Source organism: Brevibacillus sp. JNUCC-41, assembly GCF_014844095.1.
GTDB classification, from domain to species: domain Bacteria; phylum Bacillota; class Bacilli; order Bacillales; family DSM-1321; genus Peribacillus; species Peribacillus aracenensis.
The window spans coordinates 3,357,700-3,371,242 of sequence record NZ_CP062163.1; the positions used below are offsets into that span (position 1 = coordinate 3,357,700).

A 13,543-nucleotide genomic window follows, 5' to 3' on the forward strand; every position below is an offset into this window, starting at 1 on the left:
GAGTAGTACCTCCTATGTTTACTATTAAGAATTAAAATGACATACCGGGAAAATATTATGTACATGAATATATTAAAAATCTCCAAGTATGTTTATAATATACCATTTTATCCTATATTTTATAATAGTACGAAATGGTGGAAGTTGCAATGAACTCAACCATGGTAATTTAATCATTCGCAAAAGTTCCACTTTTTAAATAAATTTAATGAAGGGACAGTCTATCGTAAATTAGAAAATTATGATTGAACAGTGATATAATCAGAAAAGAAAGGTTTTTGCATTGGATACATAAATTAGATAGAGAGAGGGAGTGTTCCTCTGCGCGGTTTAGGTAAGGTGTTGGTGTTAATTATTATTTTTTTCGTAATCGGTATTTATCTTAATATCGGCGATGAAGATGAAGGAAACCCTCTTATTGATGGTAACAAAGGTGTTAACCCCAATGGACATATAAATGAAAAAATCCCTTCCTCTGAAAAGGAAGGGATTACTGAAGTGACAGAAGGTCTGGCGGTAACGATCGGGAAAAATGCAAAAGAGATAGAAAAGGAATATGGTAAACCAGATCGGATAGATATGTCCGCCTATGGATATGAATGGTGGGTTTATAAAAAGGACTATAATAATTATTTCCAATTAGCCGTTGAAAATGAAAAAGTGGTATCTGCTTATGGAATCGGTGATGAGGTCAATGTCGCTCCTTTTAAAATTGGACAATCGATTGATGCTATCTATTCCAGCTTATATGTGGAACCCACTGTTGATATTGAAGTTGGTCACAGTTCATATCGTTTTGAATTGTCGGAGGAAGATATGAACATGAGGCCGTTGATTGATTTAGGGAATATAAATGTTCAGCTGTATTTGGATAAATTCACGGGGACTGTTTCAAGCATCCGATTTTTGAGTGATTCCGCCTTATTGAAGCAACAACCGTATGAGTTGACCTATCATGGTGAACTTGTGACAGTTAAGGACCTTTCTGATGAGGAAATGGCGAAAGTGGAAGATGGCAATGAGCAGCAAATATTCGATATTACGAATATAATGCGCAGCAGGTTTGATTTGAAGCCTTTAGAATGGGATGCGCCAACTGCGGAGGTTGCTTACCTTCATAGCCGGGAAATGACGGACGCACCTGAAGGAACCCATGTTTCTGAAACAAAGGGGGATTTGGAAAAGCGTCTCGATGCGGGCCATGTGAAATACAGGGCAGCAGGTGAAAATATAGCGGCTAATTATGTTGATGCAGCTGCAGTCATGGAAGGTTGGCTAAATAGCAAAGGGCATCGGGATGCGTTGCTGAACGAGGAATTTACCGGTCTGGGCGTCGGGGTATATAAAAAGTACTACACCCAGAATTTCATAAAGAGATAAAAAAACGGATCCGATCTGGGTCCGTTTTTTTGTACTGGATATTTTTTGAAAATAAAATAGGTCCCTGTCGATATCATCACCGGTGGACCATTCCTCGATGATGATCGTATGCCTATGTATTAATTTGCACCGAATCGATCGCCAATGGATAATTTTACATTATGAACTTGGATATCCGCAGTAACGGCAGCATACCCTTTTGGAACTATATGGGTACTCATCTCATCCAATTGCATTTTAAAATAAATGTTATGCACTTTTTATTTACCTTTAGCATATGGTGCAATAGGCGATGTCTAAGTGTGAGGTGAGAGTAATGGCAAAAAGAAAGCGGCCCTCCGTGGATGGATTTCGGGTGTTTGTAAAGGAACATCCTCATTTAGTGAATGAAGTGAGAAGCAAACAAGCAACATGGCAGGAACTTTTTGAAGAGTGGTATTTACTCGGAGAAGATCATCCACGCTGGCAGGCTGACGGCAGTGTGGGCGAGTCCAAAGTGAATTCAGGATCTCCATCTCCGCCGGTTGAAAAGGGAGAACAAAGCACTGAGTTGATCGGTTCGTTAATGAGTGCAGTTAAAAATATGGATATGGGGCAGATTCAACAATATATTACGAATGCCAATCAGGCCATCGGTGCAATCCAAGGAGTGCTATCTGCTTTCCAAGGGAATAAATCAGGTGATACCAGTCCTCCCCCAAAAGAAAAAGAGCAGAAAGCTAACCCTTTTTTATTCACCAAAGATTAAGGAGGGTTTTTCATGCGTCAGAATATATATGAATTCATTCAAACGAACGAAGATATGCGTAATTACTTGAGGATTCAGCCTGCTTGGTACAAAAGGTTAATGCGTAATCCCCATGAGGTTGATGTGTTTGAAACCGAAGCGAAATATCATTTTGAGAAGTCGATTCCACATCGGGTCTCTAAATTTTCGGAAAGCGTTCAGGTTGCCTCAATGATGCTTCATATGTTTCAAGCGATGAATGCTTCGGGTGAATGAAGAAAATAAGAGTAAATTACTCCTTTTGGCGAACAATAAAGGCAAAAGGGGGACGATCGAATGAGAAAATTGATTTTGGCTCTCACAGTGTTGGTGGCAGCGGCTGGTTGTGGAAAGAAAATACCAGAACCTGAAAATTCAGGCGTAGCCATGCAAGGTGTTTCTACAGTTACAGCTGCCACCACTGTATCGAGCATCCGAAACTCAGATGAGGACTTTCGGGTAAAAACTTTTGTAAAAGGTAGCTCTGTCTATGTCGAGTGCTACTTGAAAAACTATGGTTTTTCTGTATCAAATCCTGAACAATTGGCAACTGTGTCCGTATCTATTGATAATCAAAAGAAAGTCAATATGAAAACGGCAGCATTTATTTTAAAGGATGTCCCGAATGGCATGCATAAAATTAAGCTGGAAGTCTTGAATGGTTCAGGTGAAAAAACAGGGTTGCAAAAAGAGATTGAGGTACATATCACTTCCTCGATTTAATCAAACCATTAGCATCTAAAAGGGAGAAATGGTAAAATGGATGTGGAGGTGAGCTTGTTTATGCTTGCTACTATGGAAATCGTCGACATTTTACAACAGGCTGATGGATTAGCTGAAATGATCCTTCATTCTGAAATAGGGGAAGAATATCTCCTTAGTTTATATAAATTACAAAGCGACAAAGAGGCACAGCGGAAAATTTCCAAGTTTACTTCGCTAAAGGATCTATTTGAAGATGTTCAAAGGTTCGGTAAATATCATCCGGATTATAAACGCATCAATTTAGAAACCAGACAAGCTAAACGAGACATGGATATGCATCCTGCCGTGGCAAGGTTTAAGGGGGCGGAGACCGAATTACAATCCGTTCTTGATGAAATAAGCGGAAAAATTGGCCGAGCCGTTTCTGAACAGGTCAAAACCCCAGCGGGGAATCCATTTTTTGTTTCATCAGGTGGATGTTCAACGGGAAGCTGCGGAACCGGCGGAAGTTGTGGATGCTCTGCTTAAGCTAATGGCAAGAATCGTAAACAATCAGGCCGGTATATAGAACATGCAGCCATTTGAAATTCGACATTGCTACGGAGTTCGTTGGCTGTGTCATGTAAGGAAGCTTCGTCTAGAGGGTCAACCGGATACGTTATACAGCGATTAACTGCGATATAAGATACAATCCGGACAAAGGTTGCCGCAGCAAAACATCTTTTGCTGCGGTACAAAAAAACGATGCCGGAAGACATATATACGTTCTTCCTGCCGTACGAAAATGGTTTCACAATGAAGCTGCTTGCCACGCATTGAAAGGCTTGCGGCTTTTTTTATTAAGAAAGAAAGCTTATTACCATTTTGTATCGGATGATAATGGATATATATAAATGGTATACCTGTGAACTTTTTTACCGAAGCTTGGGTAATTTCATCATTATCTAATAGATGATCAATAAATTGACTCCAAATTTGGTTTAAATCCATCGTTGTTTGGCTCCTTTCACAGTGTTTATATTCATAATAGTGAGAGAATTTTGTTTATAATCTTTTTTCTTGGTTGAAAGTAAAGATTCTGCTATGCTACACTTAGTTAAAACCTTTATAAAAGGGAGTTATTGATATGCTTGGAGCGAGACAGGGAATCATCGTCTATTTACATACATTGAAACAAGCCAAAATGCTTAGGAAATTTGGAAATATCCATTATGTTTCAAAAAAACTGAAATATGTAGTGCTTTATACGAATATGGATGAAGTGGAACCACTAGTGGAAAAGCTGAATAATTATTCGTTCGTTAAAAAAGTGGACCTATCTTACAAGCCTTTTTTGAAGGTTGAGTTCGAAAACTCCAAACCGGATAAAGCGAAAGAATATGATTATAAAATGGGGATTTGAAAAAAGCTGACTCATGCGGAGTCAGCCTTTTTCAATTTCTGGCATCAGTTATCTTTCAACCTAATGGGGGCAGATATCTATTCATTCGCAAAATGCCGATTAAGTGTTGGTAGTACAACTCGATTTCTGCAAAGAGCACCGAAGGTTTCACGTCAATTTCAATAATTGGTCTATCCAGTTCCTCGGCTAAGTTCTCAAAAAGCTCATAGCGTTTGTTTTTGGTGGCATGAGGGTTCGGTATACCTTCACGGCAAATGTAAAGTGGCTGGAATTTCCCAGGATCTGTGGGCTGCATGACGATAACCAATGACGTTACCTTTTTATCATCAATAGTTGTATGCATGGCCAAAAGCCTTGCTACTCGATGTTTCTGATTGCGGCCCACTTCCAGCAACTCATATATATCGGAATATCCTTGTCCAATTTCAATAAAACGTTGAATCAATTAAACCTCTCCTAACTAACTTATTATTCATTACTTTATCATTATCCCTCATAAAAGAGAAGGACAACTTCATTGACGAATCATGACAATGAAAATTAGATATCAGAGGTTTATCAAAAAAAAAAGCCCTGCAAAAATATGCAGGGTCCTTCTAAGCCTAACTATGGACCAGAAGGCAAAGGGAGAGGAGAAACCGGAGGAAGAACTTATGGGGAAACGTAAGCCTTCTCCGCGGTTGGCAACAACACCTAAAAAGGAATGTTGTTATTCACATTATTGCCAAAAACCACTTTATTATTCAAAATGTAAAAGATTTATAAAAAGAATGGATATCTTCCTTTCATGGTCCGAAATGATAAGTCGATTTTCATCTTGGAAATGAAGCCAAATCTGATTAAATATTGGCTAGCTTTTTCTAATATGTTAGGATAGGAAAGTAACAGAAATTTGTCATAAAATGTGGTGAGATTATGAGGGTCGTTTCCGGAATTTGCAAAGGAAGACCACTTAAGGCTGTACCGGGTACAGGAACCCGGCCGACTACTGATAAAGTCAAGGAATCCATTTTCAATATGATTGGTCCTTATTTCGAAGGAGGGCTGGTCCTCGACTTGTTTGCCGGAAGCGGTGGACTGGGAATTGAAGCGTTAAGCAGAGGCATGGATAAAGCCATATTTGTCGACCGTGATTTTAAAGCGAATCAAACGGTTAAGGCCAATTTGGAACTATGCAAGTTTTCAGACCGTGCAGAAGTTTATAAAAATGATTCAGAGCGTGCACTGAAGGCTTTGGTGAAAAGGGAAATGACTTTTGAATTGATTTTTCTTGATCCACCTTATAAGAAACAAAAGCTTGTCGAAATTCTTGAAGAAATACATAAATACCGATTGCTGAACGATATGGGACACATTGTTTGTGAGCATGGCCATGATGTTACATTGCCAGAAAAAGTTGGTGACTTTACCGTTAAGAGAAAAGAAGTTTATGGCGTCATTGCCGTTACGATTTATCAATGGGGAAACGTACACGAACAGGGGGAACTATGAATGTCCAAAATAGCGATTTGTCCGGGGAGTTTTGATCCAATAACATTTGGTCATCTTGATATCATTCAAAGGGGAGCGAATGTTTTTGATGAGGTATATGTGGTCATCGTGAACAATTCAGCGAAAAATTCACTTTTTACTGTGGAGGAGAGACTGGATTTGATTACTGAAGCGACGGCCCATATGCCGAATGTTAAAGTGGATTTCTATCAGGGATTGACGGTCGACTATGCTGAAAGCGTTTCCGCGAATGCCATCATCAGGGGATTGAGGGCGACTTCCGACTTTGAATATGAAATGCAGGGAACTTCGATGAACCGATTCCTAAACAATAAAATAGAGTCATTCTTTATCATGACGAAAAATCAATATTCTTTCTTGAGTTCAAGTATCGTGAAAGAGGTTGCGAAGTATGGCGGGGATATCTCCGAACTAGTGCCGAGCGTCGTCGAGAAGGCTCTGGCCAAAAAATACGAGGGACTGAAAGGATAGAAAAAAGAGCATTGCCAACGAGCAATGCTCTTTTTTCGGTTTAAGAAAGGCCTTTGAATAGCCTTTTGGTAAATATGATGATGTATAGGATCAAAGATACGAGTGTTAGAATGGGTCCGAAATCAAGCATGTTCTGATATAGTGAATTCGCGTGTTCACCTGAACCGCTGACTGGGAATGCGTTTATCGGGCTGCCGCTGTACATATTGCCTTTATAGAATGGTTCCCAAAGTAAGATGGTAATAATGGATGCCAGAAGGCCATGTGCTATCCTTGCCAGAAAATAGGGAGTGAAACGAATGTCTGTTACGGCAATGATGCTGGCAACTTGCGCTTGAATGCTGAAACCGTTGAAAGCTAAGATGAAACTTGTCATCGCAGTTTGTTGAAAGAGTGTCGCATCTTCGACCGTACTGGTTAATTTTGAACCAAGAGTCATTTCAAACATGCCTGATATGAAGGGAAGGCTTAAGGAATCGGGGAAACTGAAAATACGTAAAATTCCTCCGACCACGTTAGCTAGCAATCCGGTAATATTCATATGAAATAAAAGCTTGTTCACCACCGAAAAGAGAATGATGAACCCCCCGATCATTAATAGGGTTTGAATGGAGGAGAGTACCGCATCTCCAAGTAAACTGCCAAATGGTCTTGTTTCTTTTATCCTGGTTCGATGCATTTGGCTAAAGGCTTGTCTTATGGAGGGGAGCTTGGCCATTGCATTTGTATGGGATTTTTCTTCTTTCCAACGGTAAAAACGCATGATGATGCCTACACAAAAATTTCCTAGGTAGTGGGAAAGGGCAAGGATGATACCTAAATGAGGATTATGAAAAAACCCAACGGCAACGGCAACGAACAGGAACAATGGATTGGATGAATTAGTAAAACAAACGAGTCTTTCAGCTTCGATGCGGGTCAATTGTTCTTCCTGACGAAGCCTTACAGTGAATTTCGCTCCAGCGGGAAACCCTGATGCAAGTCCCATCGCCCAAACGAAACCGCCCACTCCTGGTACACGGAATAAGGGACGCATAAATGGTTCGAGCATGACGCCAATGAACCTGACAACGCCGAAACTGATTAATAACTCCGAGAGAATCAAGAAAGGTAGAAGCGAAGGGAAAACAATTGTCCACCAAATATTCAGTCCGCCTTTGGAAGCCTCAAAGGATTCTTGGGGGAAGATGATCAAGCCAACTGCCATCATCGTGACGGAGGTAGCTAACAGTACTGTTTTGGATTTTGATTTTAGCAAAATTCAGCCTCCTCTTGAAGGTTTCTAAATAAGGGCAGTTCGTTTTGTATATAATAAAATATGAACTTCCTTTTCTCGAAAAGTAAGCGCATGATGGAATTTGGATTGTACCGACATGTATAAATGAGGATAATCCGCACAATGGGATTTCAATAAGGACCTCACTTTATTGGCTACATGGGTTATATCCGCCATGCTTGTTTCACTGTCAATATAAATAATATGCTTCTATAAATCCGTTTAAGACCATAACTTTGAATGAGTGTTATTTCAATATTTTGAACTAGTTACAGCGGGAGGGATATCTTTGGCGAAACCAAAGGTCGGGCTTGCACTTGGGTCAGGAGGAGCTAGGGGGTTTGCACATATTGGCGTGATAAAGGTATTGCAGCAAGAAGGCATTCCGATAGATATGATTGCCGGAAGCAGCATGGGGGCCATGGTTGCTGCCTTTTATGGAGCGGGTTCGGATATCGAGAGGCTATATAAGTTGTCCCGTGCATTTAAGCGAAAGTATTATTTAGACTTCACCATACCTAAAATGGGCTTCATTTCGGGAAAACGGACAAAGGATTTAATCAGGGTATTTACATATGGCAAAAAATTTGAAGAACTTGATATTCCTGTGGCAGTGGTCGCCACTGATATAAAAACTGGGGAAAAAGTCATTTTTCAGGAAGGTCCCATCGCACCGGCTGTAAGGGCAAGCATCTCCATTCCTGGCATTTTCATTCCCGAAAAAATCGGAAACAGACTGCTTGTTGATGGAGGAGTGGTTGACAGGGTTCCTGTTTCAGTTGTGAAGGATATGGGAGCAGACATCATAATTGGTGTGGATGTAGCCCACGTAAAACAGGATATGGAGATAAACTCCATTTATGACGTCATCATGCAAAGCCTCGATATTCTGCAAATGGAGCTGGTTAAAAGCAGGGAGTTTGCCTCAGACGTCATGATACGTCCCAGGGTGGAGAAATACAGCTCGAAATCATTTACAAACGTACAGGAAATAATTAGTATTGGAGAAGAAGCTGCAAGAGGAAAGATAGATCAAATTAAGCAGAGTATTGTTACTTGGAAGGAGTCCTTTGAAGATGAGCCGTAAAATGTATGTACGCACTTTCCTGGTGGTGGCTATACTTCTCATAGCATCAGCCCTTTATTCCCTACCTTTTTATGTATCAAAACCAGGAATGGCCAAAGAATTGGAGCCAATCATTGAGGTATCCGGAGGAGATGAAGCAAAAGGAAGCTTTATGTTAACCACGGTAAGGATGGGCCGGGCGAATGTATATTCCTACATGATGGCGAAGTGGAGCAAATATCAGGAACTTTATCCCGAAACCTCCATTCGAAGCGAAGATGAAACAGATGAAGAATATAATATCAGGCAGCTGCACTTAATGGATGGTTCTAAAAATAATGCCATTCAGATCGCATATGAAAAAGCAGGGAAAGAGGTCGAATACGAGTACCTGGGTGTTTATGTTTTGGACGTGCTAAAAGGAATGCCGGCAGCTAAAGAGCTGAAAGCGGGCGATCAAATCATTCAGGTCGATGATGTTAAATTCAAGTCTGCGCAGGAATTCATGAACTATATTAACGGAAAGAAGGCTGGAGACAAAGTTAAAATAGTGTATAAGCGGGAAGAGACGGAGAAAACGTCCATTCTTTCTTTGCAGCCTTTTAAAAATGACCCAAATAGGGTAGGGATAGGCATTTCGCTGGATGATAATCGAAAAGTGAACACAAAACCGGCGATTTCCATAGATTCAGAACAAATAGGCGGTCCTTCTGCTGGTTTAATGTTTTCATTGGAAATTTATAATCAATTAACAAAGGGCGATCTTACAAAAGGATATGACATAGCGGGTACAGGAACGATGTCCGACGATGGGACAGTCGGTCCAATTGGCGGAATTCAACAGAAAATAGTTGCAGCCGATAAGTCTGGAGCCGAAATATTCTTTGCCCCGAATGAAAACGGAGCAGCAGGTTCGAATTATGAAGATGCACTTATTGCAGCAAAGGATATCGACACGGACATGAAGATCGTGCCGGTGGACAACTTTGATGATGCAATAGCCTATTTAACGAAGCTAAAAGGAAAAGAAAAATGAAAAAAAGCGCAGGCAGTCATCTACTGTTTGCGCTTTTTTTGATGATTGTTTTTACTTTTAAGGATGGACGGGCCAAGCTTAAACCATTCTTCATTTAAAAATGATGGGAGATTCATATTCCCGTTTCATCAATGCAGCCTGATATGGTTCCGGCAAGCCCAGTGCATACACCTGTGCCGCTCGCAAGTCCGTATCGATGTCCTTTTTCTGATAGGACGAAAGTTTAGAGATGAGCGGGAGGGATAAGCCTTTTTTTACAGTGCGAAGATATTCTTGCCCCCGGCCATTCATGCCAAGAAGTCTGATATAGGCTGGCTGGTCATTGTGAATCATCAGTTCCTTTATTGTATGAGTCAATATATGGACACACATTCGTTGCAGCCGTGTCCATGTGTAGCGTTTTGTCTTCAGGGCTGCCATGAATCCCGAAAAGCTCGAAGATCGTTTGGCCATCTCCTTTATCCTATGTTCAATCCCTTCCTCAATTTCGTAAATCCCTGCCAATTCGGTTAAAGAGGAAGAAAGGATTCGGTATTTCAACATGGGCCAATACATTTCCCAGTCATGCAAAGCATTGTAGTGCGTTAAATATTGCTCAAGACCATTCAGCGTCGGTTGAGGAATATAACTGGAAACGGAATTTAACTCCTGATGTTCATGGATGGCTTTACGTATCCCCGTTGCACTGGCAATAGGTTCTTTGGATAACTTTGTTTCATGGTATCCGGCAGCGACCCTTTGAATCGTATAAGGACGAATGGAGTAGCCGTTTGAAAGTGCAGTACTTACATATTCCTTGCCAAGAATATTATTTGGCTTCGTCAAATCCAATCCGGCATCATCATTGATGATCGATCGATAAGCCTGGGCAGCGCTGGCCGGGTAACTATTACCGGCATCCATAGCCGATTTAATTGCAGCATCAAATGCAGCGGAATTATCCGATAGGATTCTGTGGGCGGTTATGAATGGTTCAATTCTGCCATCCTCGCTACCAAAGCAAAAGGAGTCACAGCCAAGGGATTCCAAAAGAGAAATAGATCCTTTTGCAAATATTTCCGCCTTCTGTGTCGCGAAAGCATAGGGCAGCTCAATGACAAGATCTATGCCGCCGTTCAAGGCCATTTCGGCACGTGTCCATTTGCTGACGATAGCGGGCTCGCCACGCTGTAAGAAGGGTCCACTCATAACAGCGACCACAACATCTGCCCCTGTTTTTTCTCTACTTTCTCTTGCATGTAAAACATGTCCATTGTGAAAAGGGTTATATTCGACTACTAAACCGCAAGCTTTCATTCGTTCACCTCAGAGAAAAACTTTGTATTTTATCAACTTAGTGCTAAAATAGTATTTCAAGTAAAATTACTATAAGTAATCGTCCGGATTCTTTGTTTGAAATGATTCTTAAACTTAGACAATCAGTTAGGATGACTACATTATAGTGTAAAGAAAAAATATTGACAAACTTATAATTGAAAGCTATAATTATTTTTGTTGCCTTGAGGTGATTTCATTTGAAATGGACGATTAGTCAACTTCAAAAAATTCGGGACAAAGATTTACGGTTTGATGAACTGGTGGATGTCTTGGACATTAGAGAAAGAGACCCGCAAATTCGCGATGTTTCTCCGATCAGAGTAGCAGGAAGAGCTGATATCAGCTCGACCGAGATTACTTTTCACTTGCATCTTTCAGGTGAATTAACATTACCTTGCTCCCGTACACTGGTAGACGTTAAATATCCGATTGATATTGATACAAAGGAAACCTTTCTTTTAAAGGCAGATGGCGCTGATTTCTACGGAGATGATGTCACTGTTGTGGAAGGTGAAGTTGTAGACCTAATACCGGTAATTAAAGAAAATTTATTGCTAGAAATTCCGATGCAGGTTTTTTGTGAGGATGTCGATTCGAACGAAGCTGCTCCTCAATCCGGGAAAGACTGGGCCGTTATTTCTGAAGAGGAAAATGAGCACAAGGTTGATCCGAGATTTGCAAAGCTTGCCGACTTTTTTGACAACAATAAAGAATCTTGATTGGAACGAAAAATCGTTAATCCGATTTTTCCAGCTTTTTTATATTTTTTAAGGAGGTGGGAATAATGGCTGTACCTTTTAGAAGAACGTCGAAAACTGTAAAAAGAAAACGTCGTACGCACTTCAAGCTTCAAGTACCTGGTATGGTAGAATGCCCGAGCTGTGGTGGAATGACTCTTTCACATCACGTTTGTAAAGAATGTGGAACATATAAAGGAAAAGAAGTTGTCGCAAAATAATTTCTTGACCTACTTGAGAGCTTTGCTTTCTTGATGCAACACGCTAATCAAAGCGCAGGGATTTTTCTCTGTGCTTTTTTTACAAATATATTTGGCAGAATATTTTGAATCATTTGTGTTTGCCGATGATTTTGGAGAAGGTGTTTACATGGATCAGGTGATTGAAGTTGAAAAGGATAAACGCGGTTTCATGAAGCTCTTATTTAATAGACCGGAGAAAAGGAATGCCGTGAATTATCAATTGATGGACGAACTTGAGTCGATATTGTCAGAAGCTGCATTCGATGATGAAGTTAAGTTGCTAGTCCTGACAGGGGCGGGATCTGAGGCATTCTGTTCAGGCGGGGATCTAAGGGAATTTCAGGATTTGCACACAGAAGAAGAGGCCTTTGCTATGTTATCAAAAATGGGTGAAATTCTGTATAAACTAGCAGTTTTCCCAAAACCAACAATAGCGCTCATCAATGGAAGTGCTTTCGGCGGTGGATGCGAAATAGCGACAGCTTGTGATTTCAGATTAGCAAAGAGCGAAGTCAAGCTAGGGTTTGTGCAAGGTACCCTGGGAATAACGACAGGCTGGGGCGGTGCTTCACTTTTACTTGAAAAAATACCAGAGCAAACAGCGCTAAAGCTATTATTGGATGCAAAAATACATAAAGCTGAGGAAGCAAAGGAATTTGGTTTCGTAGATGAGATAGTCGGAGAAGGTACGGAAGGATGGGAAAGGTTCGCAGAAGATTTTCTCAGCCATGAGATAGGGGTATTGATGGCCTATAAACGATTGCTGGTCCGTAAATGGCAGGGTAGCGGGCTTAAAGGAAGAATGGACGCGGAAATCCGGGAATGTGCTAAACTGTGGGCAAGTGATGAGCATCATGCTGCGGTCGATCGCTTTTTAAAAAAGAAAAAATAAATATTACACGCTCTATATATCTTCTATCTTTCCTAGCAGGTGCATATTATGAATTAAAACTTGCTGGGAGGTAGAGAGATGACGATTGCGAGACAAGATGCATGGACTCATGATGAGGATCTGTTGTTGGCTGAAGTGGTACTGAGGCATATACGAGAAGGCAGTACACAATTAAAGGCGTTTGAAGAAGTGGGGAAACAGTTATCGAGGACATCTGCCGCTTGTGGGTTCCGTTGGAATTCATTTGTAAGGAAGCAATATAAGTCAGGGATAGAGCTGGCGAAAAAACAAAGGAAAGAACAGGTAGTCGATAATCCTGAAATGGAAAGGGATTCGGTTGCAGCGGTGGAGAATGTCACGGTTGGAGAAAAAGCGCCCGAGCATGAAGATAAAGAATCTATTACCCTTCAGGAAGTTATATTATATTTAACTAAAATGGATGAATTCTTTCAGCTTGATAATAAGGAAAAAGAACGGATTTCTGAGCGGTCCCTATTTCTTGAACGGGAAAATGTCCGGTTGTTGGAAGAAAATGAATTGCTTAAAGAAAACCTGAGAGCTGTTGAGGAAGATTACCGTGCGTTAATGCAGATTATGGAGCGCGCAAGAAAACTTAGTGTACAAGAGGACGAAAAGACTAATCCGAAGGTGAGTTTTCAAATGGATAAGAATGGTAATCTGGAAAGGGTCAATAAATAAAAAATGCGGGTGGGAAAATCCGCCCGCATTTTCTTGGTGCTT

At 40.7% G+C, this 13,543-nt stretch carries 19 protein-coding genes; 14 read left to right on the forward strand and 5 right to left on the reverse strand.

Going from position 1 to position 13,543, the window contains the following annotated elements; genetic code table 11:
• The first annotated feature begins 345 nt into the window (after positions 1–345).
• Positions 346–1,380, forward strand: coding sequence for a CAP domain-containing protein (locus tag JNUCC41_RS16370; protein ID WP_228467352.1), 1,035 nt, complete (start codon positions 346–348; stop codon positions 1,378–1,380).
• A 119-nt stretch (positions 1,381–1,499) separates the two neighbouring features.
• Here the strand turns inward: JNUCC41_RS16370 and JNUCC41_RS16375 are convergent, their stop codons facing one another.
• Positions 1,500–1,637: a hypothetical protein gene (locus tag JNUCC41_RS16375; RefSeq protein ID WP_192203942.1), complete on the reverse strand. Its 138-nt coding sequence runs from the start codon at positions 1,635–1,637 to the stop codon at positions 1,500–1,502.
• Between the two features lie 59 nt (positions 1,638–1,696).
• Here JNUCC41_RS16375 and JNUCC41_RS16380 point away from each other — a divergent pair, with 59 nt between their 5' ends.
• Genes JNUCC41_RS16380 through JNUCC41_RS16395 form a run of 4 tightly spaced genes read left to right on the forward strand, consistent with a single transcriptional unit; the run spans position 1,697 to position 3,379 of the window.
• Positions 1,697–2,128, forward strand: a complete 432-nt coding sequence (locus JNUCC41_RS16380; protein ID WP_228467353.1) for a YlbD family protein — start codon at positions 1,697–1,699, stop codon at positions 2,126–2,128.
• Positions 2,129–2,140: 12 nt separating this feature from the next.
• A complete protein-coding gene (locus JNUCC41_RS16385; RefSeq protein ID WP_192203944.1) occupies positions 2,141–2,383 on the forward strand; it encodes a YlbE-like family protein in 243 nt (80 codons plus the stop codon).
• Between the two features lie 60 nt (positions 2,384–2,443).
• A complete protein-coding gene (locus tag JNUCC41_RS16390; protein ID WP_192203945.1) occupies positions 2,444–2,869 on the forward strand; it encodes a hypothetical protein in 426 nt (141 codons plus the stop codon).
• A 60-nt stretch (positions 2,870–2,929) separates the two neighbouring features.
• On the forward strand, positions 2,930–3,379 hold the full coding sequence (locus JNUCC41_RS16395) for a YlbF/YmcA family competence regulator (protein WP_192208196.1): 450 nt from the start codon (positions 2,930–2,932) through the stop codon (positions 3,377–3,379).
• 141 nt (positions 3,380–3,520) lie between these two features.
• On the opposite strand, the gene JNUCC41_RS16400 is transcribed toward JNUCC41_RS16395, so the two are convergent.
• Positions 3,521–3,841, reverse strand: a complete 321-nt coding sequence (locus JNUCC41_RS16400) for a hypothetical protein (protein ID WP_192203946.1) — start codon at positions 3,839–3,841, stop codon at positions 3,521–3,523.
• A gap of 136 nt (positions 3,842–3,977) precedes the next feature.
• On the opposite strand from JNUCC41_RS16400, the gene JNUCC41_RS16405 reads away from it, so the two are divergent.
• Positions 3,978–4,253 carry a YlbG family protein gene (locus JNUCC41_RS16405; RefSeq protein ID WP_048684554.1) on the forward strand — a complete coding sequence of 92 codons (276 nt, stop codon included), beginning with the start codon at positions 3,978–3,980 and terminating at the stop codon, positions 4,251–4,253.
• Positions 4,254–4,308: 55 nt separating this feature from the next.
• On the opposite strand, the gene JNUCC41_RS16410 is transcribed toward JNUCC41_RS16405, so the two are convergent.
• Entirely contained in the window at positions 4,309–4,698 is a 390-nt protein-coding gene (locus JNUCC41_RS16410; protein WP_192203947.1) for a DUF7147 family protein, read from the reverse strand.
• A 470-nt stretch (positions 4,699–5,168) separates the two neighbouring features.
• Here JNUCC41_RS16410 and rsmD point away from each other — a divergent pair, with 470 nt between their 5' ends.
• Together rsmD and coaD are read left to right on the forward strand one after the other, a co-directional pair.
• Positions 5,169–5,744, forward strand: coding sequence for a 16S rRNA (guanine(966)-N(2))-methyltransferase RsmD (rsmD, locus tag JNUCC41_RS16415; RefSeq protein ID WP_192203948.1), 576 nt, complete (start codon positions 5,169–5,171; stop codon positions 5,742–5,744).
• On the forward strand, positions 5,745–6,236 hold the full coding sequence (coaD, locus tag JNUCC41_RS16420; protein ID WP_192203949.1) for a pantetheine-phosphate adenylyltransferase: 492 nt from the start codon (positions 5,745–5,747) through the stop codon (positions 6,234–6,236).
• A gap of 40 nt (positions 6,237–6,276) precedes the next feature.
• Here coaD and ylbJ read toward each other — a convergent pair whose 3' ends face one another.
• Positions 6,277–7,494: a sporulation integral membrane protein YlbJ gene (gene ylbJ, locus JNUCC41_RS16425; protein WP_192203950.1), complete on the reverse strand. Its 1,218-nt coding sequence runs from the start codon at positions 7,492–7,494 to the stop codon at positions 6,277–6,279.
• Positions 7,495–7,801: 307 nt separating this feature from the next.
• Here ylbJ and JNUCC41_RS16430 point away from each other — a divergent pair, with 307 nt between their 5' ends.
• A complete protein-coding gene (locus JNUCC41_RS16430) occupies positions 7,802–8,599 on the forward strand; it encodes a patatin-like phospholipase family protein (protein ID WP_192203951.1) in 798 nt (265 codons plus the stop codon).
• The gene (locus tag JNUCC41_RS16435) at positions 8,589–9,614 is read left to right on the forward strand and encodes a SepM family pheromone-processing serine protease (RefSeq protein ID WP_192203952.1); all 1,026 of its coding nucleotides are present in this window, start codon (positions 8,589–8,591) and stop codon (positions 9,612–9,614) included. The genes JNUCC41_RS16430 and JNUCC41_RS16435 overlap by 11 nt, the downstream gene beginning before the upstream one ends.
• Before the next feature lie 90 nt (positions 9,615–9,704).
• Here the strand turns inward: JNUCC41_RS16435 and JNUCC41_RS16440 are convergent, their stop codons facing one another.
• Positions 9,705–10,910, reverse strand: a complete 1,206-nt coding sequence (locus JNUCC41_RS16440) for a nucleotidyltransferase (protein ID WP_192203953.1) — start codon at positions 10,908–10,910, stop codon at positions 9,705–9,707.
• A 218-nt stretch (positions 10,911–11,128) separates the two neighbouring features.
• Here JNUCC41_RS16440 and JNUCC41_RS16445 point away from each other — a divergent pair, with 218 nt between their 5' ends.
• The 4 genes from JNUCC41_RS16445 to JNUCC41_RS16460 all read left to right on the forward strand — a co-directional run bounded on the left by JNUCC41_RS16445 (position 11,129) and on the right by JNUCC41_RS16460 (position 13,501).
• A complete protein-coding gene (locus JNUCC41_RS16445) occupies positions 11,129–11,650 on the forward strand; it encodes a YceD family protein (RefSeq protein WP_141992222.1) in 522 nt (173 codons plus the stop codon).
• 65 nt (positions 11,651–11,715) lie between these two features.
• Positions 11,716–11,889 (forward strand): 50S ribosomal protein L32, encoded by a 174-nt coding sequence (gene rpmF, locus JNUCC41_RS16450; protein ID WP_034313929.1) that lies wholly within the window; start codon positions 11,716–11,718, stop codon positions 11,887–11,889.
• Between the two features lie 148 nt (positions 11,890–12,037).
• Complete coding sequence (locus JNUCC41_RS16455; RefSeq protein WP_192203954.1) at positions 12,038–12,802, forward strand: enoyl-CoA hydratase/isomerase family protein; 765 nt, start codon at positions 12,038–12,040, stop codon at positions 12,800–12,802.
• A 78-nt stretch (positions 12,803–12,880) separates the two neighbouring features.
• The gene (locus tag JNUCC41_RS16460; protein ID WP_192203955.1) at positions 12,881–13,501 is read left to right on the forward strand and encodes an RsfA family transcriptional regulator; all 621 of its coding nucleotides are present in this window, start codon (positions 12,881–12,883) and stop codon (positions 13,499–13,501) included.
• Positions 13,502–13,543 lie beyond the last annotated feature (42 nt).